Raw genomic sequence first — 26,393 nt, 5'->3', positions numbered from 1 at the left:
AAAACAGAAAACCTCTCAAAACTTGGGCCGGGCGGAACGTCTCTGCGTTCAGCCCTATAGAATTACGTCGAGAAACTTGACTTCCTTGCCATCCAACCCACGCAGAGCGTGCGGAGTTTCCGAGTTAAAATACAGGGAGTCTCCGGCTTCGACGATAAGCGGCTCCCCGGCCATGCGAATCTCAAGACGCCCTTCGAGAACGTAAATGAACTCCTGCCCGCGATGAGCAGTCTCAACCATGTCGTCTCCACCTTTGGGAGGAACACAAATCAGAAATGGCTCCATCTGCCGCCCAGCAAATTTGTACCCCAGGCTCTTATAATCATAATCCGCTCGCCGATCCACGGAAAAGCCTTCCTCTTTGCGCACCAGTGAGTAGGACTTCAAATGTGGTTCCCGCCCGGAAATCAATGTCGTCAAATCGACCCGGCACAACCGGGAAACATCCAACATATATCCCACAGGAATTTCCATAGCACCTGACTCATATCCGGTAACCGTCTCCTCTGAGACTCCCAGCAGGTCAGCCATTTCCCCTGGTGTCCAACCAATCCCTTCGCGCAAACCGATCAAACGGGGCGCAATGTCCTTGTATTGTTCCACAGTAACCTCCATGGATTTTCTCAACGCGTCAGGAAACCTTCCCCGGCCCTCCCCGCGCAGACTCTCAAAACTGTCCTGTCTTCTTCCTTCCAACCAGGCAAAAAACTTCATAATGAAGGAGAGCAGGAGGAATCACGGTTCCTCCCACTCCTTATTTCATAAAGAGCGCCTTATGCATCCGGCCACAATTCATGTGCATGTTCACGCAGCTTGTATTTCTGTATCTTTCCTGAAGCGGTCATCGGGTACTCTGTCAGAAATGCCACATATTTCGGAATTTTGTAACGGGATATCTTCCCACGACAATAGTCCATGACATCTTCAGGCATCAAATCGGCGTCTTCCTTCAAAATGACGAAAGCACCAACTTCTTCACCAAGACGAGCACTAGGGACACCTGCCACTTGAACGTCGAGAATACCATCCATAGTATAGAGGAATTCCTCGATTTCACGAGGGTATATATTCTCCCCACCGCGAATGATCATATCCTTGAGACGCCCGGTAATGGACAGATAACCATCCTCATCCATGACTCCCAGATCCCCGGAATGCAGCCATCCATTGGCATCAATGGCTTCGGCTGTCCCCTTGGGGTTGTTGTAGTACCCCTCCATGACATTATAGCCTCGACAGCAAACTTCTCCCTGGATGCCAGGTTCACACTCCGCACCGGTTTCCGGATCCGCTATCATGATCTCCACCTCGGGCATTGCTGTCCCCACGGTTTCGGTCATATGCGCCATGGTATCTCCGATTTTTGTCTGGGACATCACGGGGCTGCTTTCGGTCAATCCGTAACAGATGGTTATTTCAGTCATGTTCATCTTATCCATGACACGCTTCATCACTTCCACAGGGCATGGGGAGCCGGCCATGATACCGGTGCGCAAGGTGGAGTAATCAAATCGCTTGAACATGGGATGATCAAGCATGGCTATGAACATGGTTGGGACACCGTATACAGCGGTACACTTTTCCTGATCAATGGCATTCATGACTTCCAAGGCCACGAAATCTTCCAGAATAACCATGGTCACCCCATGATTGATGCAGGCGAGCACTCCGAGCACACACCCGAAACAGTGAAAGAGCGGCACTGTCAGTGCCAATCTGTCCCCGACCCTGAAATCCTGATTCTTTCCGATCCAGTAACCATTATTACCGATATTATAGTGAGAGAGTTGCACTCCCTTGGGGAACCCGGTGGTGCCTGAAGTATACTGCATATTGACGACATCATGAGGATCAAGAAGGGCCTGTCTCTCGGCATACTCCTGCTCTGAAACCATGGCCGCCATGGCCTGAAGTTCGGGAATGGAGTACATGCCTCGATGTTTCTCGTGCCCCAGATAGAAAACCCTCCTGAGGTGCGGAAAGGTTTCAGTCTTGAGCTGACCGCGCTCCTGAATTTTCAGCTCCGGTATCAGTTCATACACGGTCTGCAAGTAATCGTGATCACGATACTCGCCAATGATGAACAGATTTTCGGCTTCGGAATTTTCCAACAGATATTTCAGTTCATGTGATCGATAGTGGGTATTGACCGTCAGCAGGACCGCGCCCACCTTGGCCGTGGCAAACTGGAGTGTCACCCAGTAGGGCACATTATTGGCCCATACCGCCACTTTTTCCCCTTTCTGGACTCCCAGGGCCATCAACCCCTTGGCCACAGTATCAACCAAATCGCCAAATTCTCGATAAGTCAGACGAAAATCGCGGTCAACATAGACAACAGCTTCCGTGTCCGGACAATGTGCGATTGTCTCATCCAGTAATTGCCCCAGAGTTTTCTCTTGCAGTGCTGGCATATTTTCTACTCCGGGAAATACAGGACAGCGTAGATTTCGGCTTTTTCCTCACCGCCACAGGCCACATTATGCGGTACGATGGAATTGAAATAAACCGAATCTCCCGCACAGAGAATTGACTCTTCCTGCCCATACTTGATGCGGACCTGACCGGATTGGACCACGATGAACTCCTCTCCCTCATGCGAAGACAGAGACTCATCCTTACATGATTCCGGTAATAATTCGATAAAGAACGGCTCCATATGTCGGTCAGTCTTCCCCCTGCCCAACGAATGAAAAACCACCCCCGGCTCTTTGCCATCAGGATGCATGGTCAGTTCTTCCTGTCTCTCGGCCAGCCGAACGATCAAAGGATCGCTCGAGACCTGATCATCAAGGAAGGTTCCAAGGCGAACGCCCAATGCGCGAGCGAGCTTCACCAGGGGGCGCAGTGACGGGTACATATCCTCTTCCTCAATGGCCCGAATAAATTCTTCGGGCAGGACAGTCCGGCTGGCCAGATCCTCAATGCTCAGGTTCTGTTTTTCACGGTAGGATTGAATCCTCTTACCGATGCTGGTCATACTTTGTTTCTCCTTAAGCATCTATATTAACATACATATATAAAATCTTTGCAAAGCGGACCTTGACAAAGACAGTAAATCTTGAGCCACTGCATCTACCTGAATCAAATCGGAAAGTCATTAAGTCGCCTCTTTATCATCAGACTTTTACAATATGAACGTCAATCTCAATCAGAGGAGAAAAGCCGTTCATTCCGTCACAATGGCATGACACGCAAAACTTCCTTCCTCGACGAGTCGACCAAAAGTGGCAATGCACTTGCTTGAAACCAATCATGTCTCTATTGGGAGCACTCGCATAAGCGGAACATTGCATACTCTGGAGCGTGGGGAGAATCTTCTTTCTTCCGATTTGCAGAGACTCTATGTTATGAAAAGCCATAGATACCCGGTTGCCAAGACTGCCCGAGAGGTGTATTTTCCTTTGTAAATATTAAGAATTGCCTTTTGAGGACATCACGTGACACCTGATTCAGAAAACAGAACTGACAAGCAGATCAGTTCCGACTCCGCAACCCCTCAAACAGGGGAAAAGCCCAAAGCTGAACTTGATGAAGGATCGACTGTGCCCAATGCGACACACTCGACCTCGAAAGTGGTTCAGGATGGGGACTCACTTGTCGATATTCCTTCTGATGTCAGCAGAGGTAAAATATCCGGCGTTTTCTCAACACAGACCGTCGCCAAGGTCGGCACCGGAACAACCACGCGCAAGATGATCCAGAAAGCATACTGGTTTGCCGAGCAAAATGACAATGCCGACGCCTCTGCCGTGATGGTCCAACCATTGAATAAACACAATGTGCCCTCCGGTCCCAAGGATTCCATCCCCATGGAAGACTTTCTGCAACGCTTCAACCCTGAACTGGAATTCTATCAGCAGGAAGTCTTTCCTCGAATGAAGGAACTCAATACAACGCTCAAACGCGCCGAAGAACAGCGTGACCAAGGCGCACTCTACTCTGCCGAATTTGAATACGCGGCAGCCCTCGACTTTGACGAGGAAAATGTTCGCGCCAATTTCGGCCTCGGTTTGACTTATATGGAACGGGGAGAACCTGCTAAAGCTGAAGACATTTTTGAACGGGTCGTTGGGTTGGATGCCTCCTTCGCCCCTGAGCACAAACATCTTTTCAATGAATTCGGTATCAGCCTGCGAAAATCCAATCTGCTGGATCAAGCGGTCGAATATTATACTCGCGCACTTGAAATCACCCAGGATGATGAAAATCTGTATTACAATTTAGCCAGGGCTTTTTTTGAGCGCGGAGACAAAGACGACTGTACGACCAATCTGGACAAAGCCCTCTCACTGAATCCGAGCTTTGAAGAAGCCAACAAATTCCTCGCTTACATCAAGAAGCAGGATAGCTGACCATGTCACTCACTCTTGACCGGGTTTCATTTGCATACGCAGACGGCCCTGTCATTCTGAAACAGGCATCCATAACCATTGATTCCGGAACCTATTGTCTTGTCAGTGGACCTTCCGGTGCCGGGAAATCCACCCTGCTCCGCCTCCTTTGTCGACTCGAAGAGCCTCAGTCGGGTCAGGTCACATATAATGGCACACCATATGAAGATATTCCTCCCACCGACCTCAGACGCTCCATCGCCTACGTGCAGCAAATCCCCTCACTCTCCAAAGGAACAGTTCGGGAAAACCTGATGCTCCCTTTCATGTTCAAGGCCAACAAGTCTCTGATGCCTCCGACTGATGATGCTCTTGAATCCTACCTGGGGTCTTTTCTCCTCGACTGTTTCACTTTGGAGACCGGGGCCGATACCCTTTCCGTTGGTCAGGCACAAAGACTCTGCCTTATTCGCAGCCTCTTGCTCGATCCGGAAATCATTCTGATGGATGAACCCACTGCATCGCTCGATCCCGGAAGCACGCTCGTGGTTCTCGAAAAAGCCATGGAGTTGAAAAACAATGGAATGACTGTCGTGATGATCTCCCATTCGCAACAAAAACCGCCAGGTGTTACTCACTCCATTCAATTCAATGACCAGACCCTGGAATATGTATGATAACCGCACAAATCATCGAGATCGGCCCATACCAACTCGCCCTGTGTCTCGGGTTTGTCCTGCTGGCAGGGGGCACCTCGCTCTACCACAAGCTCGGCCTCGGCAAAGACCTCATAATAGGAACAGTGCGCACCTTTGCCCAACTTTTCCTCATGGGGTTTGTCCTCAAGTTTGTCTTCGCACTCCAGGCAAGCTGGTTGGTTCTTCTCATTTTTTCGATCATGATCGCGGCCGCTGTGCATATCATCAAGGGGCGCGTCAGGGAACAGACCATCCCCTTTGTGCTCCCGACCTACATCGCCATGTTTGTCTCCTATACCCTCGTGACTTTTCTTGTCACAGGCGTCATTGTTGGAGCACGCCCATGGTGGACGCCACAATACTTCATTCCTTTGGCCGGTATGATTGTCGGCAATTCCATGACTGCCATCTCCATATCCCTTGATCGACTTTTTTCCGATCTCAAAATACGCCGCGCCGAAGTGGAGATGCGCCTCACTCTTGGGGCCGACTACCGTGAAGCTTCTCAAGACATTCTACGCGATTCCGTTCGAGCAGGAATGATCCCGTCCATCAATTCTCTCATGGCTGTAGGACTTGTTTCCCTCCCAGGCATGATGACCGGACAAATCCTCTCCGGGACAGACCCTTTGATAGCAATCAGATACCAAATTGTCGTCATGCTCATGATTGTCGCATCAACCTCACTCGGCGTCCTTCTCATTACAGGCCTGGTCAGAAAACGGTGTTTTTCCAATGCACACCGCCTCCTTCTGCGTTGACTTTTCCTTGAAAACAGCCTTCTCTTCACCTTCAGTACCCTCCAAAAAAACATCCACTCCAAAAGAAAACACCCTGAAAACAAATGTTTTCAGGGTGCCTGTCATGCGCTGTCAAAAGCAGGGGGCGCTCCATCGTTTCGGGAACAATCCCGAAAAAAGACACTCTACCCCCTGGTGATCAAACCATAATTCTTTTTCCCCTTTCTGATCACGAGCAACTCTCCTCCAATGAAGTCGTGATCGGTCACATCCTGACCATCCTCGACACGATTTCCATTGAAATAAACGCCACCGCCCTTGATATCCTTGCGGGCCTGTCCCTTAGAGGCAACCAACTTAAGATCAACAAGCATCTGTGGGATATCCGGGACATCACCAGGCGCGTAATGCCGGCTCGGAGCGGACTCCAAGGCAGCTCGCAGAGTGGACGGATCGACCGACTTGAGTTCACCTTTGCCAAAAAGCGCTTCGGTCGCGGCCAGAACCCTGTCAAGCTCCGGCTGGCCATGAATCATGCGGGTCACTTCCTCGGCCAACCGTTTCTGCGCTGAACGCAGATGAGGGGCTTCTTCCTGTTCTTTTTCCAATACGGCAATCTGCTCTTTATCCAGGAAAGTGAAAAGCTTGAGGAATTTTATGACATCACGATCATCAGTGTTGATAAAATACTGATAGAATGCGTAAGGGGATGTAATATCAGGGTTCAGATAAATGGCACCTTTTTCACTCTTGCCGAATTTCTTTCCTGAAGCCGTCGTAATGAGTGGGAAAGTGAGAGCAAACGCCTCTTCCTGAGTGTCATCCTCAAGTGCGCTTCGCTTGCGAATCAGCTCGCAGCCAGCAGTGATATTTCCCCATTGATCACCACCGCCAATCTGGAGACGACAATTTCTTGTTTTAAAAAGATGATAAAAATCATACCCCTGAAGAATCATATAGCTGAATTCGGTATATGAAATACCGACTTCTTCCCGTCCGATACGTCCCTTGACGGACTCTTTCTGAAGCATCCAGTTGACGGTGAAATATTTCCCCACATCACGCAACAACTCAATGGCGGTCAAATCTTTTGTCCACTCATAGTTATTGACGATGTCCGGCCGTTCCTTGGTATTGCGCTCAAAGAAACGCCGAACCTGGCCCTTGATTTTTTCAGCACGGGCTTCCAGGTCTTCCATGCGAGAAAGATCGCGTTCCTTGTCCTTGCCGGACGGATCACCGATCAATCCGGTAGCCCCACCCATAAGGAAGAGAGGATTGTGGCCTGCTCGTTTCATACGGGCAAGACACAGCAATGGCACAAGGTTACCGATGTGAAGACTTTCAGCCGTGGGATCGAAACCACAATACATGGTGGCACCAGGCTGACCAAGATACTCGCGCACCTTGTCTTCGTCAGAAACCTGATTAACCAATCCCCGCCACTTCAACTCATCATAAATATTCATTTCATCCTCGTCTGTTGCAAAGGAAAACGCCCTCTAACCCAGGCATTTTTCTCTACTGTTCCCGCATTGCGCAGTCCTTAAACCTGCTGGTACGGCGCTATGGAAAGCGCTCGTCCGGAGGTCTCATCTATGTCAAAAATCGCGCCTTGTAAAACTCCCGGACCAGGCGCTGCTTCAAGCTGCCGGGGTAATCCAGTCAGATAACGGTCAAGAATAATTTCCGGCTTCATCCCCAAGCAGGAATCCATTGCCCCACACATGCCGAGATCTGTCAAATATGCCGTTCCCCCAGTCAAAACCTTCGCATCATTGGTCTGAACATGAGTGTGTGTTCCCACCACTGCCGAGACCTTTCCTTCCAAAAAATATCCCATAGCGATCTTCTCACCCGTGGCTTCTGCATGGAAATCAACTATCCGAACAGGAATATCAGGAGCCAATTCATCCAGGATGGACTCAACGGACGCAAACGGACAATCAATTGGCGGCATAAATGTCCGCCCGATGATATTGATCACGGCAACAGGTGGCAATCCCTCTTTTTCAAAAACATGCACCCCGGAACCAGGGAGGTGATCCGCATAATTATGCGGCCTCAACACTCTGCCGTCAGATTGCAACATGGAATAGAGATCCTTATACTTCCAAATATGGTTGCCGCCGGTGATCCCGTCTATCCCAACCTTAAAGAACTCTTGAGCATGTTTTGATTTGAGCCCGTATCCGCCACTGGCATTTTCACCATTGGCGAACACGAGATCTATCCCCTGTTCCTGTCGGATACGGAGAAGATTCTCTTTGACAGCCCTTCGGCCGGAACGCCCGACAATGTCACCAAGAAACAGAATACGCATGAATTGAAAATCCCCTATGGAAGAGTGAACAACTGGCTAGGGGAGGGATAGTCATCCGATCCGTCCGGGTCAACCCAGACGCTTGAAAACTGTGGGGGCAACCTGCTTGATGGGGAGCTGCATTCCAGACAAACTCTCTGAATGGCCTATGAAAAGATAGCCACCTGTCTTGATATTATTGCAGAATTTGTTGAAAAGTACGACCTGTGTGGCCCTGTCGAAATAAATGACGACATTTCGACAAAAAATAATATCCTGCTTTTCCTGAAGCTTGAAATTATCCATGAAGTTGAGACGTTGGAAAGTCACCTTCTGCTGAAGGGCGGAATCGATCTTGATGAGGGGTTTTTTTTTGCTCTTGAGCAAATACTTTTTTTTCATCTCCATCGGGATTTCATCTGCTTTTTCGAGTGCGTAGACTGCCCTCTTGGCCTTTTGCAGAATTTCAGTGGAAATATCCGTCGCGAGAATCGAAAAATCAAACCCGGAGTGGTGCGATTGAAATTCGGAAAGAATCATGGAAAGGGTGTATGGCTCTTCTCCGCTGGAACATCCCGCGCTCCAAAGCTTAAGCGGAGTGCCACGGCCGATGCCCCGTTGCCATAAATCAGGAAGCACGATCTGATTAATGATATCCCAATGTTTCGGCTCACGAAAAAAATGTGTGGTGTTGGTCGTGACGACATCTATGAGATGTTTGCGCTCCTGCTCATGCCCATGCTCGGAAAAGACATAGTCGCAATATTCTTTGTAGGAATGCATCCCAAGCGCACGAAGCCGTTTCTGAAATCGAGATTGGAGCAGCACTCGCTTGGTGGGGGGCATTTTGATGCCGAATTCACTCTGAATAAGTTCCGAGAATCGACGAAATTCATTTTCACCCAATTCCTCACGAAAAACAGTCATGGATTTATCCACTGATTCCTTGAGTTTGGCATCATCGATCGTGCCAAAAGCATTGGATGTCGCAGTCGGCTTGTTCGGGTTCATTCTCTCAATGCTCCATGACCATCAGTTTTGGTTGCACAGGTGACCATCCGTGCCATTCTTACCAGATGTCAATCACAACACCATGATAAATTGCCTTACCAGCACCGGAATATGTCTTCGCCTTCCTTCCAATCATCAAAAGAAGAAGCCCGATTCACTTGAATCGGGCTTCTTCATGATGATCATTTATTTTGCATATCCCACAGCCCGCTTTTCCCGTATGACGGTCACGCGAATCTGCCCCGGATATGTCATGTTGTTTTCTATTTTTTCAGCAATATCCTTGCACAGGACATATGTATTCTCATCGCCGATTCTTTCCGAATCCACCATGACGCGAATCTCGCGGCCAGCCTGAATGGCATATGCCTTGGAAACACCATCAAAGCTCGTGGCCAGCCCCTCAAGCTCTTCCAGCCGTTTGACATAATTCTCAAGGAGTTCCTTGCGTGCGCCGGGCCGTGCGCCGGACAGAGAGTCGGCAGCCTGAACCAGATTGGCCAGGATGGACATGGGCGGCGTATCTTCATGGTGTGCCGCAATGGCGTGGATAATATCCTTGGACTCACCGTGCTTCTTGGCCAGATCAGCACCGATTATGGCATGCGGCCCTTCGATCTCATGATCGACAGCTTTACCCAAATCATGCAGCAACCCTGCGCGCTTTGCTTCCTTTTCATTCAATCCAAGCTCCGCAGCCATGACACCACACAGAAAGGCGACTTCCATGGAGTGCTGAAGGACATTCTGAGAAAAGGAAGTACGATAGTGCAACCGGCCAAGTAGATTGACCAACTCAGGGTGGATACCATGAACACCGACATCGAAAGTCGCCTGCTCTCCTATCTCTTTGAGCTTGGTATCCATTTCGCTCTCAACTTTTTTGACGATCTCTTCAATGCGGGCCGGATGAATACGGCCATCATGAATGAGACGCTCCAAAGCCTGCTTTGCGACTTCCCGCTTGAGCGGGCTAAAGGCAGAAAGGACGACGGTCTCTGGGGTATCATCGATGATCAAATCAACCCCGGTCGCGGCTTCCAGAGCGCGAATATTGCGCCCTTCACGCCCAATGATACGCCCCTTCATATCCTCGGAAGGCAGAGTCACGGCAGTGACTGTTTGCTCTCCCGCGTAATCTCCGGCGTATCGTTGCAATGCAAGCGACAGTATTTCCTTGGCTTTTTTGCTGGCACTTTCCTTGGCTTCCATCTCGATGTTGCGGATCATCTTGGCAGCTTCATGACGAGTGCGGGATTCTATCTCAGTCAGCAAATTCTCCCGCGCTTCTTCCACAGTCAGCCCGGAAATTTCCTGCAATTTACGCTCGTGCTCGTCAGCTTTCTCGCTCAATTCCTCTTCAAGGTCGTCCAGATGTTTTTCCTGCTTGATGAGTTGTTTCTGCAACTCGACAACCTGGGCTTCCTTGTCCGCGACTTTCTCCCGCTTTGCATCAAGCCGCTCTTCTTTGCTATGGAGGCGCTTTTCCTCTCCCTTGAGATGACCTTCGCGATCCTTGAAGTCTCTCTCCAATGCCTGCTTCTGACTATATATTTCGTCCTGAGCTTGGAGACGGGACTCCTTTTTCAAGGCTTCACTCTCTTTTCTGGCTTCTTCGACGATACGGTGCGCCAGTCCCTGTGAATCCGATATTTGTTTGTCCGCGATGTATTTTTGAAGCAGAAATCCGGCCCCCAGACCAAATCCTGCCCCTGCACCGATCATGACGATTTCGGTTAACATGGGGGTTCTCCTTACGTTTATGTTGACAGACGTTGGGCGGTCTGTTGACGCCATAGGCCGCGCATAAGTGTGCACGGACGGCGGAAGACGCAAGGAAGAGACGTATGGAGTAACGCTGGATCGGTTGAAATGGCAGGCTTAAAGCTATATATCGTCCGGCCGGGGGTTTCCCCCCGGCCCGGTTTGGGTCCCCGGGAAGCCGTGTTACCAGTTTGTTTTGAACCTGGTATGTCCAGGTGGGCATGTCTCGCGTGCCTTCAGGCTTCCCGGCTGCGCCGGGCATGCACACCAGCACGCTGGAGTCGTCGCCCTTAATCAGAGCATTGGCTCAATAACACTCCGGGCAATCACAAACGCCCCAGGGTAATTCCTTTGCCTGACCGAGAGTCCCTTCCTATCATCGGCCTGGGTCTTCTTCGGTCTTTTCCAAAATCTTTCCGATCTTCTCTTCCAGCAACGCAAGTTTCGTCGAGTTGACCAGGTAATCATCAGCCAAACTGAGCAAAAGAAAAGTTAACGCCTTTTCCTTGCTCAACTCGCCTGCCCCGGAAAGCAGCTCGTTATATTTCGTCTCCAGATAGGCTTGCGCAGCATTTATGCGGTTGTTTTCCGCATCCGTCTTGAAGGATATCTCAAGGCCAAACAGTTTCAACGTGTAACGTGGCATCGTATATCGCTGTTATTCCAGTTCGTTTTGGATTTTCCCCAAAAGCGTATCAATGCGAGACTCGATGTCGTGCCGTTTGTTCAGCTCGGCCTCGACTTCCTCCCTCAAGCGCTGGTTTTCTTCCTTCAAATACTTGATTTTATCTAACAACTCGTTGAATCTTTCTTCAAGTCGGGCAACAATTTCCATACCTTGTATTTATCCTTGTACCAATCAAAAATCAATCTGATTTTTTCAATCGACGGTTGATGTTTATCTGCTTGCCTCGGGCTATGGCACCACCCGCTTCAGGCACGTCCTTGGTTATAGTAGAGCCGGCTCCTACCAGAGCATCCCGGCCGACCGAGACTGGTGCGACCAGAGCAGTGTTCGACCCGATAAAAGCCCCTTCCCCTATGACCGTTGTAAATTTATTCTTGCCGTCATAATTGCATGTGATGGTTCCTGCACCAATGTTCGCTCCGGCTCCGACATCAGCATCGCCAAGATATGTCAGATGACTCGCCTTGGCTCCTTCACCCAGCACGGCTTTTTTTATTTCAACAAAATTCCCGACCCTTGCTCCTCGCTTGAGCACAGCTCCGGGACGAAGACGCGCATAGGGACCGACCACACAGTCCGGACCGACTCCGGCTCCTTCAATATGGCAGAACTGTTTGACATTACAGCCTGTTTCAAAGGTAGAATCCGTTATATATGTATACGATCCCAGACGAGCGCCTGCCTTGACATAGGAGGCTCCGTAAATTTCACAGTGGCCGAAAATTTCCGCTCCCGGCTCCACAGTCACACCAGGACCAATGGTCACCGTATCAGGATTGTGAATCAGGACTCCTGCGTCAATCAGTTCATCCACAGTCTGCCGCCGAAGTGTGTTCTCGGCAACCACCAATTCCCGTGGACTGTTAATGCCCATAAGACTGATATCATCCCCACACTGCACTCCGTCAACGCTTAATCCACGTTCAACAGCCAAGGCGACCAAATCCGTAATGTAATACTCGCCACTGGCATTTTCATTTTTCAAGGCATCCAGCAACGGTTCAATGGTCTCGATTTTCAAAAGATAAATACCGGCATTCACTTCCCCGGTAATGGGACCGTGGATATTCATGTCAAAATCCTTGGCCTCGACAATGGAAGTGATCCGCCTGTCCTCGTCACGAACCACCCGTCCAAACGTTCCGACATCCTTGGGCGTGATGGTCATGAAGGCCAGATCGCAACAGCCGGTCACACTGGTCAGTCGATCCAGCGCCTCAACCGTCACCAGGGGCGTATCGCCATTGATGACCAGACAATGGGTTGCCCCGTTTTTTTTCACGGCATCCCAGGCAACCTGAAGTGCATGCCCGGTCCCCAGCTGCTCCTCCTGGATCACAAAGGAATCCTTCTTCTCCGGAAATGCTGACTCGACCATCTCGGCACCATGCCCGATCACCGTCAGTATATTCTCCCTGAAAAGTGGCGCCAGGGCAGCATAAACATAATAGAGCATCGGCTCATTGAGAATTGTCTGCAAAACTTTGGGCTTTGCAGAATGCATCCGTGTTCCCTTGCCTGCGGCAAGGACAACGGCTGTAGTGGACATTTCAGACATAGAATCTCCGTTTGAACGGTTTTTATCATGCTCTTGCGCATATCAATTGCGTGCAAATTAACTGCTCGGCAAGAAAAGAACAACCGTGAATTCAAGCTCGAACCAAAGCATTGCCACCAATGGGTGCCAAAAACCGTTTTTTCCCCGGAAAACAGAGCTCTCCAGGCATAAATGGCCTGATAGAATTAGTCGCCAACCAAACCAATGATTCCGCGCTGACCAATGGTCTTGATAAAAGCAGTGACACTGAGTTCCGCTTCACGCACCTGCACCTGATACTGCTCCACGAAAGCACTGGCGATCTGCCGAACAGAGCGTCGCCCATCAATCTGCTGCCAGACAAAAGCGCCCATCTCATCAAGCTCCAACCGCTTGGTCATGGGCCGTTTATCCCAAAGCCCCACGGATTCGGCAAGGCGTCCGAACCACGGTTTGACTGCGAGCGGGTAGGCAAGCTGCACCGCAGCATTGGGAAGGACGGTCTCCTCAACTTCCGCATTACGGACCGGGATCATGCTCAGAGCTTCTTCGCGTGAGAGAACTGGCCGCACAGGACGTTTTTTAGACAAGCTCATACGACTCGCAGATGGCGTTGAAATGTTCGGACCGTATCGGAAGCACCCCATTGGCTCGAACAACAAGGATGGCGTTTTGTGTCTCTGTTGTCCATACCCGACCGCGAGTCAGGACTGTCCGTCGCAAAAAAGTCCGTAAAAAGGACGCTCGCGCCGCTCCTTTCCAAAGCACATGAGCCGAATCCCCTTCCAGCGGGATGGACAGAGGCAATCGCTCGTCAACCACGCTCCGCGTCCATTCGTCAAGGGTCGTGCCCTTGAGAAGAATGGATGCCGGAGCAAATCGTTCAAAGACCAGAGACGTGCCACACCCTTTGCCGGTCGGCGGTCGTCCTGATCTATCCGGCGATTTCGCCAACCACCATCGCACCATGTAGTGTCCAGGCTTGAAGGAAAATGTCTGAAGAACATATTCGGCCGGAACCCGACCGCGCAAACCGAACATGGCCCATGGCACTGTCCTCCCTCCGGAGTAGTCCCTGAATGTTGCCAACGCACGGGAAGCACAAACTTCATCGGTATCATTGGCAATGAAAAACTGGGTGAGAGCCGCAAGCCCCGAGGCGGGATTGTGCATGACAGCACCAAGCCCGGCACCCCCTTCTCCCTGCCAAAAAAAAGAATGCAGACGCATCCCCGACTCTTCCAGCCGCCGGACGGAATCCTGCCATGCTGTCGGCGTTTCATCCAAGGCGACAGCACGGACCTGCACGCCCTTATGACTTCTGACCAGCCGTTTGAGATGTTTTGAAAAAGAAAAAGTCCCTTGAATGACACGCCATTTCAACTCACATCGCGGGATTCCCCTGCTTTCCAGCAGAAAACCATCCCGCTCAAGAGCCGCCGGTTCCCACCCGTCAGGGACAGTCAGTCCTATCCCATTCCAACAATATTCATGCATTCTAATCCGTCGCGTGCTCTCTACTCATGCTATTTGGCAACAAAATCATCAAGATGCCGAATGACAGAAGGCCCACCATGACTTCTTTCCATGGCCTCATAGTCATCCCTAAAGCATTGATATTCACGATCAATCATGGATGTCAGTGACATCTTTATGGAAACTCCGGGACGCATTTCCTTGTCACGACTCCACATGAGCAACAGGGAAACCCGCTCATCCCCCTGATGAAAATTCCATTTCCAACCAATGATATTCCGAAAAGCATCCCCCTCGTAACTATCTGGTTTGCCATAGACCTTCTTGTATCGCTTGAGCAGCCGCTCAAAAAGGTCCTGACTCCTGTCATTGAACTTGAGCTTGATACGCACCAATTTACCAGGCTTGGCACAATTGCCATATGTCAGACTTCCCCCCCGTATGCCGGGGATAAAATGGGGCGTCAGATGGACTTCGCTCAAAAAAGGAGCATCCGGGATGGGGGTTGCCAAGGTCATGTCACAACATTCCGAATAGGTGTTGACATCCTTTCCCAAGGATATCCCCGCCAAAGTCATGGGAAGCGTACCGCCAGCCCTTGCAGTCACGGGCAGCAGGAGTGTCATGACCCATATCAGAACAAGAATCTTTTTCATTATAATAACCACCTTGCTGGAGAAGACATATTCACCACTGTCATGGTACAATCATGATTAAACGAGATTGTGTCCAATGGCAAAGGGATAGAGAAAAAACAGGAGCACCTCATGAAATTGGCAGCGTTCCCGAGACGGGCTTTCGCTTATTACCTGCTCACGGTTCTCGGCGGAGCAATCTATGGCGGGCAGGTCTGACCACTCATGGTTCAGCTCCCGGTCTGGGAGCTCGGAGTAATTATACTGATCCCGATGACCATCGTCTACCTGGCGCGAGGGATATGCGAGCACTGGTGGCTGAGGCGAACCCCGCCCATCAGACAATCCGTGATGCAATTTCGACTGGAGATATCACTTTTCCTCATCGGCGGAATAGCCATGGCCTTCATTCTGCTGGTCATCCATGATTTTCCCTTGATGCAAAGTGGCATCAAACTCGTCCTCGGTATATTTACAGTCGGACTTTTTGCTGCGCTCGACCTCTCCCTGGCGCGAGAGCAAACCGTTATCCGAACAGCACTCTCCGGCAAGGGGCCTTTTGAACCTCCGCAACGTCTGACACCTTTGACCAGACGTTTTTCCCTGGCCGCGACCACTATTCTGATTCTCATCACCAGCATCATTTTGCTGGTTCTCATCCGCGACGTCAATTGGCTGGCAGAACAGGACGTGCACACAGCGTCCATTGCCATGCTCGGCCGCTCCATCCTCGTTGAAATCATATTCGTCATGGGCTTCCTGCTCTGCATGGTCATCAATCTTGTCTTCTCATATGCCCGAAACCTCCGCCTGCTCTTTGACAATGAAACCAGAATTCTGGAGAACGTCACCAATGGAGATCTCTCCCAACGGGTTCCGGTTGCTACAAGCGATGAACTTGGCGTTATCGCAGGACACACCAACACCATGATTTCAGCCCTGCGCGAAGGCGTCCGCATGCGAGAAGGACTCCTCATCGCCCAGGAGGTACAGCAGCACTTTCTTCCCAGCACCGCACCCACAGTCCCAGGTCTCGATATCGCCGGAGCCGCTCACTTTTCCGACGAAACCGGCGGGGATTTTTATGACTTCATAGGATGTCAGGCTGATCGATGTGAATTGACCACCGTCATCGTCGGAGATGTTTCAGGCCATGGCATAGGAGCCGCCCTGCTTATGGCGGCGGGAAGAGCCCTCATCCGCCAGTCGACTCATTCCCCGGGTGCCCCATCGCAAAACATCGCAGATGCCAATCGGCACCTTGTCAAAGACCTTGATGGATCAGGTCGATTCATTACCCTTTTTTCCATGCTCCTGGACCCTGTCACGCGAATGACCATGTGGGTCAATGCCGGGCACCAGCCTGCCCTGGTCTATGATGCAACTACTGACCATTTCTCGGAACTCAAGGGACATGATATCCCATTGGGAGTTGAAGAAACATGGCAATTCCATGAACACTCCATGCCCTTCCCTTCTCCATCGCAAATCATCCTTATCGGCACAGACGGACTGTGGGAAGCTCATTCCGAAGCAGGCGAAATGTTCGGAGCTTCACGCGTACAAAACATTCTTCGGCACACTGCACACCGAACTTCCGCCGAGATACTCAACGCACTTGATCAGGCTGTACGAGATTTTACCAACCGCTCCGCCCAAGAGGATGATCTGACCATGGTTGTCATGAAAGGCATGCCCTAAGACTGGATTCGACCGTTGAACCCCTGACTTAAGTCAAAGCATTTCAGCCTGAAAAGACTGTATACTTGGCCCAGGCAGTCATCACCTGATGCGTAAGCCCGTCACACTCAGGCTGGTGGTTCCAGATACGAATCACCAGCCATGCCCGTCCGGGGAGCCTTCATCATGCCCCGGATGAAGGCTCCCTTTCTTCATCCATCCGTGCAGGATTTTCTGGATTCTTGCAGCAAAAGTCCTTATTGCCATGCCATGCCCAATGCAAACCCGACTCAAATGGATGTTATCACCGCTGCCAAAGAGCTTGGCCGACCAATATTCAAATCCGAAGCCAGACCCCTTGCCGCCTATCTTCAGCAGCTCACCAAATGGAACAGGAAGATGAATCTTGTCGGCCCTTGCCGGTGGAAAGATATATTCGACACCCTAGTGGTTGATTCCCTGTTCCTTGCTCATTTCCTGCCCAGTCTCCCCCTCACTCCCAATCCACTCTGCCTTGATCTGGGGGCAGGAGCCGGATTGCCCGGCATTCCGCTTCGCGCCCTATGGCACGACGGTAGCTATTGGCTCATTGAAGTTCGGGAAAAACGCGCTTTGTTCATGCGCTCCGTGCTGGGAAAACTCTCCTTGCCTGAGACCTACGTCTTTCACGGCAAGGCAGAAGATGCCCTTGAAAAGCTGCACCAGTCAGGACATGCGCCAACAGCTGACCTCATCCTGAGCCGGGCGTTCATGCCCTGGCGGCAACTGCTCGATTTCATCCACCCCATGCTTTCTGACAATGGTGTGGTCGTTATTCTGGCAAATGACCCACCACCTGAAAAAGAAGCATTGCCACAAGGCTGGGAACTCACTGAGGTCAAAAGCTATCCTGCTGCCGGTTCTCAGCGATATTTCTGGTCGCTCTCCACTCTGTAAAAAATGCTCTTTCAGAGACAAAGAAAAGACCGGAGAAGCCATGAAGCTTCTCCGGTCTTTTCTTTGTCTCTCGCAGCCCGCGAGGACATTGGTGATGCTTAGATAACCTTATTCAGCGGGTACTCAATGATACCTTCCGCGCCAAACTCCACCAGTCTCGGAATCAAGTCGCGAACAACCATTTCCTCGACCATGATTTCCACTGACAACCAGTTGGGGTCCTGCAATTCAGCAACGGTGGGAGAGTTGAGAGATGGCAATGACCCGTTCAGATCGGCCAGTTTTTCCTTGGGCAGGTTCATCTTCAGACCAACCATTTTTTCGGCCTTGAGTGCGCCCTGAAGCAACATATTGATTTCCGTGATAAGTTTCCGCTTCTTGGGATCTTCCCATGCATCCTTATTGGCGATGAGCTGCGTATTGGTCTGCATCAATTCGGCGATAATACGCAAGCCATTCGCACGGATAGTGGTTCCGGTCTCGGTAATTTCCACTATGGCGTCACACAGATCTTCGACAACCTTGGCCTCGGTGGTGCCCCAAGAGAAAGAGACATCCACATTGATGTTCTGTGAAGCAAAGTATTCCTTGGTGAAACCCATCAATTCAGTGGCAACTTTCTTGCCTTCGAGGTCTTCCGGGCGTTTGTAGGGAGAATCCCCCTTGACGCACAGCACCCAACGGGCCTTGCGGTTGGAGACCTTGGAATAGATCAGATCATCCACGATCACGACATCGGATTTATTTTCCTTGATCCAATCCATGCCGGTCAGCCCGACATCGAAAGTTCCATTCTCCACATACATGGACATTTCCTGAGCGCGAGCCAAAGAGCACTTGATACGATCATCGTCAATATCAGGAAAGTAGTTACGATTGTGCAACTTGATCTTCCATCCTGCCTTGGCAAACAGTTTCAGAGTTGCATCTTGCAGAGAGCCTTTGGGAACGCCGAGTCGAAGGAATTGTTCAGACATTATTTATATACCTCTTGAGGGTCGAAAACGAACGGAGAGCATTCAGAGACTTCTCCATCCTTGAGTTCACGAAAAAAGCAGGAACGGTAGCCTTTGTGACAGGCAGCTCCACCGATTTGATCTATGAGAAGAACCAAGGTGTCATCGTCGCAATCGATGCGAATGGATTTCACCTTCTGAGTATGGCCCGAGGTACCGCCCTTATGCCACAACTCCTGACGACTGCGGCTCCAGTAGTGAACCTCGCCGGTTTCCAGGGTCTTTTCCCACGATTCTTCATTCATATAGGCCATCATCAGGATTTCGCCGGTTTCGGCGTCCTGTGCAATGGCAGGGACAAGCCCATTCATTTTCTTGAAATCTGGTCTGATCATGCGGTACCTCGTATCAGAACTTTTACCCCGGTCCGGGATTGGACCGGCTGTGTTTCATAACGGATGCCTGTTCAAAGCGCAACTCCGGCTTGCATACATGACACACTTGTCACGAAAAAATGCCGTCATGCCACCATTTACCAGCTCAAGGGAATCTGCTAGTTCTCGCGAATTAAACATGACCCTTTTCAAGGAGCTTTTCGAACATGCCAGTTCGCTCAAAAAATAATTTTCTCATTTTTGGATCACCCCGCATAGAGCAGGACGAAATCGATGAAGTCGTCGCCTCCATGGAGGCTGGGTGGCTCGGCACCGGTCCCAAGGTCGCCAAGTTTGAGAGTGATTTTGCCACATATCTCGGCTCCGGTCACGCAGCAGCCTGCAACTCATGCACTGCCGCGCTCCACCTCGGCCTGGTGGCACTGGGCCTCAAACCCGGCGATGAAGTCATTACCACCCCACTGACATTTTGCGCGTCCGTCAATGCCATTATTCATGCGGGATGCACCCCTGTTCTTGCAGACGTCGACCCTGTTTCCATGAATATTGACCCGGAATCGATTCGGGCAAAAATAACGAAACGAACCAAAGCCATCCTGCCGGTCCACTTCGCAGGCCGAGCCTGTGATATGGATGCTATCATGAGCATCGCCACGGAACATGATCTCAAGGTCGTAGAAGATTGTGCCCATGCCATAGAAACGACTTACAAAGGACAGCATGTCGGCACATTTGGCAATTTCGGCTGTTTCTCTTTCTATGTCACCAAGAATGTCTGCACCGGCGAAGGCGGCATGGTCATGGCCAACTCGGAAGAAGACATCAAACACGTCAAGATTCTTGGTCTGCACGGCATGTCCGCCGATGCATGGAAGCGGTTCTCGGATGACGGTTACAAACATTATCAGGTTGTTGAAGCCGGCTTCAAATACAACATGATGGACATCCAGGCAGCTATCGGTATTCATCAACTTAAACGGGTAGAGGAATACCATGTTCGCCGTCGCCATGTGTGGGATATGTACATGGACGCCTTCAAAGCCCTTCCTATCGGCCTGCCTGCCCCCGAAGAGCCAGACACCCGCCATGCCTTGCATCTTTTTACGATTCTTATAGACCCCGACTCATGCGGAGTGGAACGAGATGAGTTCCTTATCCGCATGACACACGAAAACATCGGTGTTGGCGTCCATTACTTGTCGATTCCCGAGCAACCATACTATCGAGAACGATTTGGATGGACACTGGAAGACACCCCTCATGCAGTTCGACTCGGCCGGCAGACAGTCAGCCTCCCGCTCTCAGCAAAACTGACTGACCAGGATGTTCTGGATGTCATCCAGGCTGTAAAAAAAAGCCTGGCCATTTCATAACCCTTTCATTTTCACATTCACAAAGAGAAAACAGAAAAGCCCGGTCACGCCGGGCTTTTCTGCAAATGGATTCACAAACCGTCAAAGCGGTACCAAGCCAAAAAGTATCGCTGACAACTCTTTACCAGCCTCCGTATCCCAATGAAATTGACTTTAGCAGTCGTGAAAATCCTTATTGATGTAGAAACAGAGGTCAAAAAGGTTCTGGACCATCTCACCCAACAACTCTTCAGAATCCGTTTCACAATTTTCCACACTCATTGTCTTGTTCACTATCTTTGAAAACAGCATGCCAATGAGCTGATCGTCGTATAGTGTCCAATACTTGCTACCCGAAGGGAATTTCTTGTCAAATCCGTGATAATACATATGCCTCTCCGTCCATGGTGAGTTCTTTCAATTGATCTTACATACCTTATCGGTCTGGTCGAGACTTCCCTTAAGGGGCAATTTTGAGATTTTTTATACACGATTACAGTCGATTATATCCTTACAAGACGCATCGACTCAAAGCAGCTAAAAGCTTCTTTTCCAACCAAAAGAAAAGAATATGACATTTCGTCTCGATAAAGTTACTCTCCTGTAACATTCCTTTAACAGTAATTGGGCTATAGCAGGCCGTAACAATCAAATCCATCAAGGAGATTCAACCGTGTCTGCACAGAAAGTATTGGTCGTTGAAGACCACCGGGACACCAGGGAATTGCTCAAGTACAATCTTAGCTCCGCCGGATTCGATGTCGCAGCCGCGGAAGATGGCCAGGGAGGCCTCAACCTCGCGTCAGCATTCAAGCCTGACATTGTTCTTCTGGACCTCATGATGCCTGGCATGGATGGTCTGGAAACCTGCCGCCAATTGAAATCGGATTCCCAACTTTCTCGTATCCCTGTGATCATGCTCACCGCCAAGGGTGAAGAGGTTGACAAGATCGTCGGCCTGGAACTCGGTGCGGATGATTACGTTGTCAAACCCTTCTCACCAAGAGAACTCGTCCTGCGAATCAAGGCCATCCTGCGCCGCTCTGGCGCACCGGAGCCTGATGCTCCGAAACTCTGGGAAAGGAATGGACTGAAGGTCGATTTTGAAGCGCATCAACTGACAGTGGACGGTGAAGAGATCGCTTTGACCGCGACTGAATTCAAACTTCTGACCGTGCTTATATCCGGTGCAGGCAAAGTTCAAACCCGAGACAACCTCCTCGACACCGTCTGGGACACCCACTTCGAAGGATACTCTCGAACTGTCGATACCCATGTCCGGCGCTTACGCCAAAAACTTGGCCCCTATGCCATCTTCATCGAGACTGTTCGAGGGGTCGGGTACCGATTCAAGGCATAATGAAATTCTCTGCATACAAGTCCGGGCATGTCTGAAAATCAGGCATGCCCGGACACGTTTTTCCCCTCACTCAAATGCCACTTACGCTCGGAATATTTTCTGTCCTGAAGGCAGGACAGAAAAGCTCACCATGAAAGAGTACAAGATCGGTGCATGCGTTACCACATGCACCGATCTTGTACTCTTTCATGATGAGGAGGGGGAATAAAAACTCTCGTGCCGTCAATGTCTCGACGGATATCGAAAAGATCTCTCCCCTCCCGCCTTAATCGCTTCCGAGAGTGATCTGAAAGGCTATTGCGTAGAGATGATCAAAAAAATCGACATACTCGACAGGGATGTGTGCCGGGACGTTTATGCGAGCAGGGGCAAAATTGATAATGCCTCGGATATTCGCATCAACCAAATGATTGGCCGCACGCTGAGCACGATCCGGAGGAGTGGTGATAATGCCTATCTCAAGCCCCATCTCTGGAGCCTGCTCCTTGAGATGCGTAGGGCAGACAATTTCCAGATCCTCGAACTCGCGTCCAATCTTATCGGGGTCACAGTCGAATGCGGCTGCTATATGAAATCCCCTGCGCTCGAAATCATGGTGACGCAAAAGCGCAGTCCCCATATTCCCCACACCGATCAAGGCACATTTCCAGACTCGATCAATGCCAAGGGATTGTTTGATGGATGTGATGAGTTCCTGAACGTAATATCCAACGCCTCTGACCCCGAACTCGCCAAAGTAGGCAAGATCTTTTCTGATCTGCGATGAATTCACGGAGCAGGCGCGGGCGAGTTTTTCTGAAGAAATAACATCATTGCCATCACGCAAAAGATTTTCAAGTACCTGAATATAGACGGCCAGACGACCGATCGTTGCTTTTGGTATATGTTCGCTTTTCATCTCTCAAAGGCTCTCGAAAAGACCGGGATAGCCCAACCATGTGAAATTTTTAACAAGAAAGAACCTGAAAAAGGGAGGCCTGGGCCTCCCTTCGAGTCACAATATCATCAGTCTCAAACTAGACGACGAAGAGCAGGATCAGGTTGACAACCAAAGCGTAAATGGCGAGGGACTCGATGAATGCCAGGCCAAGAATCAGAGTGGTGGACAGCTGACCAGCAGCTTCGGGGTTACGAGCGATACCTTCACAAGCACCTTTGACACCCATGCCCTGACCGATACCGCAGAGACCGGCAGCGATACCCATGCCAATGGCAGTAGCGTATGCTTTGGCAGCCATAACTTCACCGCCAGCCTCGGCAGCGAAAGCAACAGATGCAACCAGAACCATGGCCAAAGTAGTCAGAAGAATTTTTGCGATTTTCATTTTGAAACCTCCAAATGGATCATTTAATATTGTTTTGGTCCAAGGACCATTTCCCCGAAGTTGAAATCAAGCGTCGCCTAATGAGCGTGCTCAATGGAGCCTTGCAGATAGAGCATCGTCAGCATGAAGAAAATAAATGCCTGGATGGTCTTGGCAAGGATGAACAGGAAGTACATGGGCAGAGAGCCAAGCACCGGAGCCAGAAGGAACATCAGGATAAGGACGATTTCCTCACCACGGATATTACCAAACAGACGCAGTGTCAGGCTCAACGGACGTGCGATGTGCGAAATAGGCTCAAGTATCAACATGAGCGGGGACAGAAAGAGAACCGGTCCCATGAAGTGCTTGATGTAACCGCCACCCCATTTCTTGATACCCACGAAATTGTAGAACAAGAAAACAATGATAGCCATGGCTGCCGGAGTGTTGATGTTCGCCGTAGGAGCATCGCATCCGGGAACCAAACCGATGTAGTTCATAGTCAGAACAAAAAGAAAGATCGTACACAGAAGCGGCATAAACTGACGACCTTCCTGCCCCAGATTGGCAACAGTAAAGTCTTCCAGCCCACCGATGATGGTCTCGAAAAGATTTTGCAGGCCGCCGGGAACCAATTGAAGGCGACCGCGGACAATCAATCCGAGAGTAAAAAGAATGCCCATTGCCAACCACATGTACAAAACATGGTTGATGGACTGAACGCCAAGCGCGTGTTCAACGTGCTCGCCCCAATGACCAATGGATTTGATCATGTCAGCGTACAGAAGAGGGTGCGGAAGTCCGCCTGCGAAACCCATATCCAAGCCTCCTTGAGAATCTATCCCTTTGTGTTCCCCAACTGACTCAACCCGGTCACGGCCACATTCAGTGGCACGGTCCCAAGACCTGAAATCAATCCCCAGTGAGGAACTCGTTCGACTCCGATCAACCAATACAGGGCCAACCCGCTCAGAGTCATCTTCACTATGAATATAACAAACAGGGCGAATGGTCCGTTCTTGCGGTCGTGCACCAATACCTGGGCTATGCGGGCCAGTGCCCAGAAATTGACAAGAGCGAGTATCGCTCCGGCCGCGTAAGCAAGAGACCACCGAGAAAACAATGTTACCAGCACGATCACGAGAGAGGTCCCCAGCGACACGTAAATCTGGTTGCGGACGACAACACGCGTCTCAGGCCGTTTAAAACCACCTTTGACAAGGAATGGTTCAACCTTTTGATTGATTGTCTCCAGCACCATTTTCTCCATCCTGTTTCAATGAACCACGCTGTTGCTCTTCCTGCCGTCGCTGTAATTTCCGGAAATCCTCAATCATCATCTTGAAACCGGCAACAACCCCCAGAAAGAAAAAAATCATGAGAAGCCAGGGTTTGGTTCCAAAATAGTCATCCAGAAAATACCCCAGAGCCAGCCCAACGATAGTAGCTGACACTATGTGGAGTCCCATCGTACTGGCGGTTCCACCTACCTGTACAATCTTGACCATACGATCGTCTTGAGAAAAGAACATGCTTTTATCCTGTGAAGAGGTTTTTTACTCTGCCCTGAAAGGACTCCCAGCAAAAAGAAGCAATTCGTGCAATCCTTCACAAGTGGAGGAGAAGTAGCACAACGCGACAATTCCCGTCAATGCGTTTTTCCGAATATGCACTCTTTTTCCCAAACTTTTTCCCATGAAGAAAAACGAGACATCAGCAAGCGTCTCCTCATTTTCATACTGCTCTGCTCAAACGAAAAAACAATCTGGCCGTCCTTGTGAAATCCTTTAGCCCTTTACGGCCTTTTGCCGAAAAGAAACAAGCCGTGGCATCGAGTTCACGCCACGGCTTGAATGAGATTGATTGACTCAAGAAGTTATTCTGGCTCGCCTACAGCGACGACACGAGCAATCAGCTCCTGAACATTGGGTGGTGTGTCGAAGAAAACGGCCATGAACGGTGTTGAGGCTCCCGGCCGGATGAACGTGTTGTTGGAGAGAATGCCAACCTCACTCGCCAACCCTTGCTCGATTTCCTCACGCGTCTGAACCTGCAACTGAAATTGCGAAAGCACATTACCACAAAGGAACGCCTGGGAAGTCAGGGCATTTCCCTTCCCATCGTACAGAACGACCTCGACCTTGATCTGTTCCTTTGGCGTCGAGAATTTGTTCACAGCCTTGCCTTCCACTACGAACAAGTTCCCGGTTTTTTCATTGGCCACATAGTATTGGTTCACATTGATCAGCTGAATCTTGCGGAAATTTTCGGCCGGGGATTCTCCCGGAGGGACATCCTCTGCATCTCCGCCATCTTCCATAAATAATTTACCAATATACGGCACATTCTGGAAATACGATCCAAGATCCAGGCCAATGAGCGTCCAGGCTTTGAAATAGAGAATACCGCTCACAGCGAGAATAACGACCAACAGCGTTATCAAGCACCCAAGCGATTTTCGATTGCTCTTTTGCGGCTCTTCATCAAGCCCGAAATCCACTTCCCCCTCATATTCTTCATCAGGGTCTGTTTCGTTGTCCTCAGCTTGATCACCATCAGACTCATCTTCAGTGTCGGAATCAGAATCGGCAAAGAGATCCGCATCCGATCCATCCTCTTCATCAAAAAGATCATCATCTTCGTCACTTTCCGAATCATCCTCGAAAAGATCACTTTCATCATCGCCAAATAGGGATTCGACATCGCGGGCAGTTGCCTCATCCAGACCACCAGTAGGGGTTGCCCCCTCTTCCGGCTCCGGGGCAGTCTCGGAATCATCGAAGAGATCATCCATGCCGGGCATATCTTCATCCGGCATATCATCGCCGGACGGTGCCGGATCGGTTGTCTCCGTGGGTGCATCTTCGGGAGCCTCATCAACGGTTGGCGAAGCCTCAGCGCTGTCCCCGGATTCACTCTCGTCGTCCGCACCAGCTTGAGCTTCATCAGCCGATTCGTCATCGGACTGGGCGACTCCGCCGCCGGAAGCAACTTCATCGAACGTTTCATCGAAATCATCCCCAACACCGGAATCCGGTGCCTGAGACTCTTCCTCCAACAAATTCTCGACTTCATCCTCAGGCGTGGCCGCAGGCAACTCCGCCTTGAAGACGTGAGCGCATTTGGAGCACTTGACTTTCGCCCCACCGGCCGGGACCTTGTCGTCGGGCAGGTTGTATCGGGTCTGGCAATTCGGGCAGGTGACGATCATAAGGTTATCTC

Annotated in this window: 30 protein-coding genes and 1 other RNA gene; 8 read left to right on the top strand and 23 right to left on the bottom strand. The window is 50.4% G+C overall.

What is annotated here, in order from left to right:
• Positions 1-54 precede the first annotated feature (54 nt).
• The 3 genes from BN4_RS12955 to BN4_RS12945 all read right to left on the bottom strand — a co-directional run bounded on the left by BN4_RS12955 (position 55) and on the right by BN4_RS12945 (position 2,980).
• Positions 55-603, bottom strand: coding sequence for a helix-turn-helix domain-containing protein (locus BN4_RS12955; protein WP_015415861.1), 549 nt, complete (start codon positions 601-603; stop codon positions 55-57).
• 170 nt (positions 604-773) lie between these two features.
• Positions 774-2,414 carry an AMP-binding protein gene (locus BN4_RS12950; protein WP_015415860.1) on the bottom strand — a complete coding sequence of 547 codons (1,641 nt, stop codon included), beginning with the start codon at positions 2,412-2,414 and terminating at the stop codon, positions 774-776.
• Positions 2,415-2,419: 5 nt separating this feature from the next.
• A complete protein-coding gene (locus BN4_RS12945; protein ID WP_015415859.1) occupies positions 2,420-2,980 on the bottom strand; it encodes a helix-turn-helix domain-containing protein in 561 nt (186 codons plus the stop codon).
• 460 nt (positions 2,981-3,440) lie between these two features.
• On the opposite strand from BN4_RS12945, the gene BN4_RS12940 reads away from it, so the two are divergent.
• From BN4_RS12940 to BN4_RS12930, 3 genes are read left to right on the top strand one after another with little or no spacing between them, the layout of a single operon-like run.
• Complete coding sequence (locus BN4_RS12940) at positions 3,441-4,355, top strand: tetratricopeptide repeat protein (RefSeq protein ID WP_015415857.1); 915 nt, start codon at positions 3,441-3,443, stop codon at positions 4,353-4,355.
• A gap of 2 nt (positions 4,356-4,357) precedes the next feature.
• Positions 4,358-5,011, top strand: coding sequence for an ABC transporter ATP-binding protein (locus tag BN4_RS12935; protein ID WP_015415856.1), 654 nt, complete (start codon positions 4,358-4,360; stop codon positions 5,009-5,011).
• A complete protein-coding gene (locus BN4_RS12930; protein ID WP_015415855.1) occupies positions 5,008-5,793 on the top strand; it encodes an ABC transporter permease in 786 nt (261 codons plus the stop codon). The genes BN4_RS12935 and BN4_RS12930 overlap by 4 nt, the downstream gene beginning before the upstream one ends.
• A 164-nt stretch (positions 5,794-5,957) precedes the next feature.
• Here BN4_RS12930 and tyrS read toward each other — a convergent pair whose 3' ends face one another.
• The 11 genes from tyrS to BN4_RS12885 form a co-directional block, all read right to left on the bottom strand.
• On the bottom strand, positions 5,958-7,241 hold the full coding sequence (tyrS, locus tag BN4_RS12925) for a tyrosine--tRNA ligase (protein WP_015415854.1): 1,284 nt from the start codon (positions 7,239-7,241) through the stop codon (positions 5,958-5,960).
• A 77-nt stretch (positions 7,242-7,318) separates the two neighbouring features.
• Positions 7,319-8,095, bottom strand: a complete 777-nt coding sequence (locus tag BN4_RS12920) for a TIGR00282 family metallophosphoesterase (protein ID WP_015415853.1) — start codon at positions 8,093-8,095, stop codon at positions 7,319-7,321.
• Between the two features lie 69 nt (positions 8,096-8,164).
• Positions 8,165-9,085, bottom strand: a complete 921-nt coding sequence (locus tag BN4_RS12915) for a CheR family methyltransferase (RefSeq protein WP_015415852.1) — start codon at positions 9,083-9,085, stop codon at positions 8,165-8,167.
• Positions 9,086-9,271: 186 nt separating this feature from the next.
• Positions 9,272-10,828: a ribonuclease Y gene (rny, locus tag BN4_RS12910; RefSeq protein WP_015415851.1), complete on the bottom strand. Its 1,557-nt coding sequence runs from the start codon at positions 10,826-10,828 to the stop codon at positions 9,272-9,274.
• Between the two features lie 184 nt (positions 10,829-11,012).
• Positions 11,013-11,196: non-coding RNA, 6S RNA (gene ssrS / locus BN4_RS17560), on the bottom strand.
• Positions 11,197-11,225: 29 nt separating this feature from the next.
• Complete coding sequence (locus tag BN4_RS12905) at positions 11,226-11,495, bottom strand: cell division protein ZapA (RefSeq protein ID WP_015415850.1); 270 nt, start codon at positions 11,493-11,495, stop codon at positions 11,226-11,228.
• A gap of 12 nt (positions 11,496-11,507) precedes the next feature.
• A complete protein-coding gene (locus BN4_RS17945; RefSeq protein ID WP_015415848.1) occupies positions 11,508-11,684 on the bottom strand; it encodes a hypothetical protein in 177 nt (58 codons plus the stop codon).
• Between the two features lie 31 nt (positions 11,685-11,715).
• A complete protein-coding gene (gene glmU / locus BN4_RS12900) occupies positions 11,716-13,095 on the bottom strand; it encodes a bifunctional UDP-N-acetylglucosamine diphosphorylase/glucosamine-1-phosphate N-acetyltransferase GlmU (RefSeq protein WP_015415847.1) in 1,380 nt (459 codons plus the stop codon).
• A gap of 185 nt (positions 13,096-13,280) precedes the next feature.
• Entirely contained in the window at positions 13,281-13,670 is a 390-nt protein-coding gene (locus BN4_RS12895) for a PqqD family protein (RefSeq protein ID WP_015415846.1), read from the bottom strand.
• Complete coding sequence (locus BN4_RS12890) at positions 13,657-14,571, bottom strand: hypothetical protein (RefSeq protein WP_015415845.1); 915 nt, start codon at positions 14,569-14,571, stop codon at positions 13,657-13,659. Before BN4_RS12890 ends, BN4_RS12895 begins: the two co-directional genes overlap by 14 nt.
• Before the next feature lie 29 nt (positions 14,572-14,600).
• Positions 14,601-15,206, bottom strand: coding sequence for a hypothetical protein (locus BN4_RS12885; protein WP_015415844.1), 606 nt, complete (start codon positions 15,204-15,206; stop codon positions 14,601-14,603).
• 69 nt (positions 15,207-15,275) lie between these two features.
• Here BN4_RS12885 and BN4_RS18245 point away from each other — a divergent pair, with 69 nt between their 5' ends.
• From BN4_RS18245 to BN4_RS12875, 3 genes are all read left to right on the top strand, one after another.
• Complete coding sequence (locus BN4_RS18245) at positions 15,276-15,404, top strand: hypothetical protein (RefSeq protein WP_269450394.1); 129 nt, start codon at positions 15,276-15,278, stop codon at positions 15,402-15,404.
• Between the two features lie 6 nt (positions 15,405-15,410).
• Entirely contained in the window at positions 15,411-16,886 is a 1,476-nt protein-coding gene (locus BN4_RS12880) for a PP2C family protein-serine/threonine phosphatase (protein ID WP_015415842.1), read from the top strand.
• Positions 16,887-17,051: 165 nt separating this feature from the next.
• Positions 17,052-17,801: a 16S rRNA (guanine(527)-N(7))-methyltransferase RsmG gene (locus tag BN4_RS12875; RefSeq protein ID WP_231856539.1), complete on the top strand. Its 750-nt coding sequence runs from the start codon at positions 17,052-17,054 to the stop codon at positions 17,799-17,801.
• Positions 17,802-17,899: 98 nt separating this feature from the next.
• Here the strand turns inward: BN4_RS12875 and hisG are convergent, their stop codons facing one another.
• Positions 17,900-18,778, bottom strand: a complete 879-nt coding sequence (hisG, locus tag BN4_RS12870; protein WP_015415840.1) for an ATP phosphoribosyltransferase — start codon at positions 18,776-18,778, stop codon at positions 17,900-17,902.
• Positions 18,778-19,152 (bottom strand): phosphoribosyl-AMP cyclohydrolase, encoded by a 375-nt coding sequence (gene hisI, locus BN4_RS12865; protein ID WP_015415839.1) that lies wholly within the window; start codon positions 19,150-19,152, stop codon positions 18,778-18,780. Before hisI ends, hisG begins: the two co-directional genes overlap by 1 nt.
• A gap of 206 nt (positions 19,153-19,358) precedes the next feature.
• Here hisI and BN4_RS12860 point away from each other — a divergent pair, with 206 nt between their 5' ends.
• Complete coding sequence (locus BN4_RS12860; RefSeq protein WP_015415838.1) at positions 19,359-20,525, top strand: DegT/DnrJ/EryC1/StrS family aminotransferase; 1,167 nt, start codon at positions 19,359-19,361, stop codon at positions 20,523-20,525.
• Between the two features lie 153 nt (positions 20,526-20,678).
• On the opposite strand, the gene BN4_RS12855 is transcribed toward BN4_RS12860, so the two are convergent.
• Positions 20,679-20,894 carry a hypothetical protein gene (locus tag BN4_RS12855; RefSeq protein WP_015415837.1) on the bottom strand — a complete coding sequence of 72 codons (216 nt, stop codon included), beginning with the start codon at positions 20,892-20,894 and terminating at the stop codon, positions 20,679-20,681.
• Between the two features lie 283 nt (positions 20,895-21,177).
• Between BN4_RS12855 and BN4_RS12850 the strand changes: the two genes are divergently transcribed.
• The gene (locus BN4_RS12850; RefSeq protein WP_015415836.1) at positions 21,178-21,864 is read left to right on the top strand and encodes a response regulator; all 687 of its coding nucleotides are present in this window, start codon (positions 21,178-21,180) and stop codon (positions 21,862-21,864) included.
• A 265-nt stretch (positions 21,865-22,129) separates the two neighbouring features.
• On the opposite strand, the gene BN4_RS12845 is transcribed toward BN4_RS12850, so the two are convergent.
• The 6 genes from BN4_RS12845 to BN4_RS12815 all read right to left on the bottom strand — a co-directional run bounded on the left by BN4_RS12845 (position 22,130) and on the right by BN4_RS12815 (position 26,382).
• A complete protein-coding gene (locus BN4_RS12845; RefSeq protein ID WP_015415835.1) occupies positions 22,130-22,762 on the bottom strand; it encodes a redox-sensing transcriptional repressor Rex in 633 nt (210 codons plus the stop codon).
• A 118-nt stretch (positions 22,763-22,880) separates the two neighbouring features.
• Positions 22,881-23,189: an ATP synthase F0 subunit C gene (locus BN4_RS12840; RefSeq protein ID WP_015415834.1), complete on the bottom strand. Its 309-nt coding sequence runs from the start codon at positions 23,187-23,189 to the stop codon at positions 22,881-22,883.
• Between the two features lie 77 nt (positions 23,190-23,266).
• Positions 23,267-23,989 (bottom strand): F0F1 ATP synthase subunit A, encoded by a 723-nt coding sequence (gene atpB, locus BN4_RS12835; protein ID WP_015415833.1) that lies wholly within the window; start codon positions 23,987-23,989, stop codon positions 23,267-23,269.
• A 20-nt stretch (positions 23,990-24,009) separates the two neighbouring features.
• Positions 24,010-24,432, bottom strand: a complete 423-nt coding sequence (locus BN4_RS12830; RefSeq protein ID WP_015415832.1) for an ATP synthase subunit I — start codon at positions 24,430-24,432, stop codon at positions 24,010-24,012.
• Entirely contained in the window at positions 24,401-24,703 is a 303-nt protein-coding gene (locus BN4_RS12825) for an AtpZ/AtpI family protein (RefSeq protein ID WP_015415831.1), read from the bottom strand. Before BN4_RS12825 ends, BN4_RS12830 begins: the two co-directional genes overlap by 32 nt.
• A gap of 344 nt (positions 24,704-25,047) precedes the next feature.
• The gene (locus BN4_RS12815) at positions 25,048-26,382 is read right to left on the bottom strand and encodes a DUF3426 domain-containing protein (RefSeq protein ID WP_015415830.1); all 1,335 of its coding nucleotides are present in this window, start codon (positions 26,380-26,382) and stop codon (positions 25,048-25,050) included.
• Between the last annotated feature and the right edge of the window lie 11 nt (positions 26,383-26,393).

It is taken from the genome of Pseudodesulfovibrio piezophilus C1TLV30 (assembly GCF_000341895.1).
In the GTDB taxonomy this organism is placed as follows: domain Bacteria; phylum Desulfobacterota; class Desulfovibrionia; order Desulfovibrionales; family Desulfovibrionaceae; genus Pseudodesulfovibrio; species Pseudodesulfovibrio piezophilus.
This window is presented reverse-complemented; position numbering and strand designations above follow the sequence as displayed.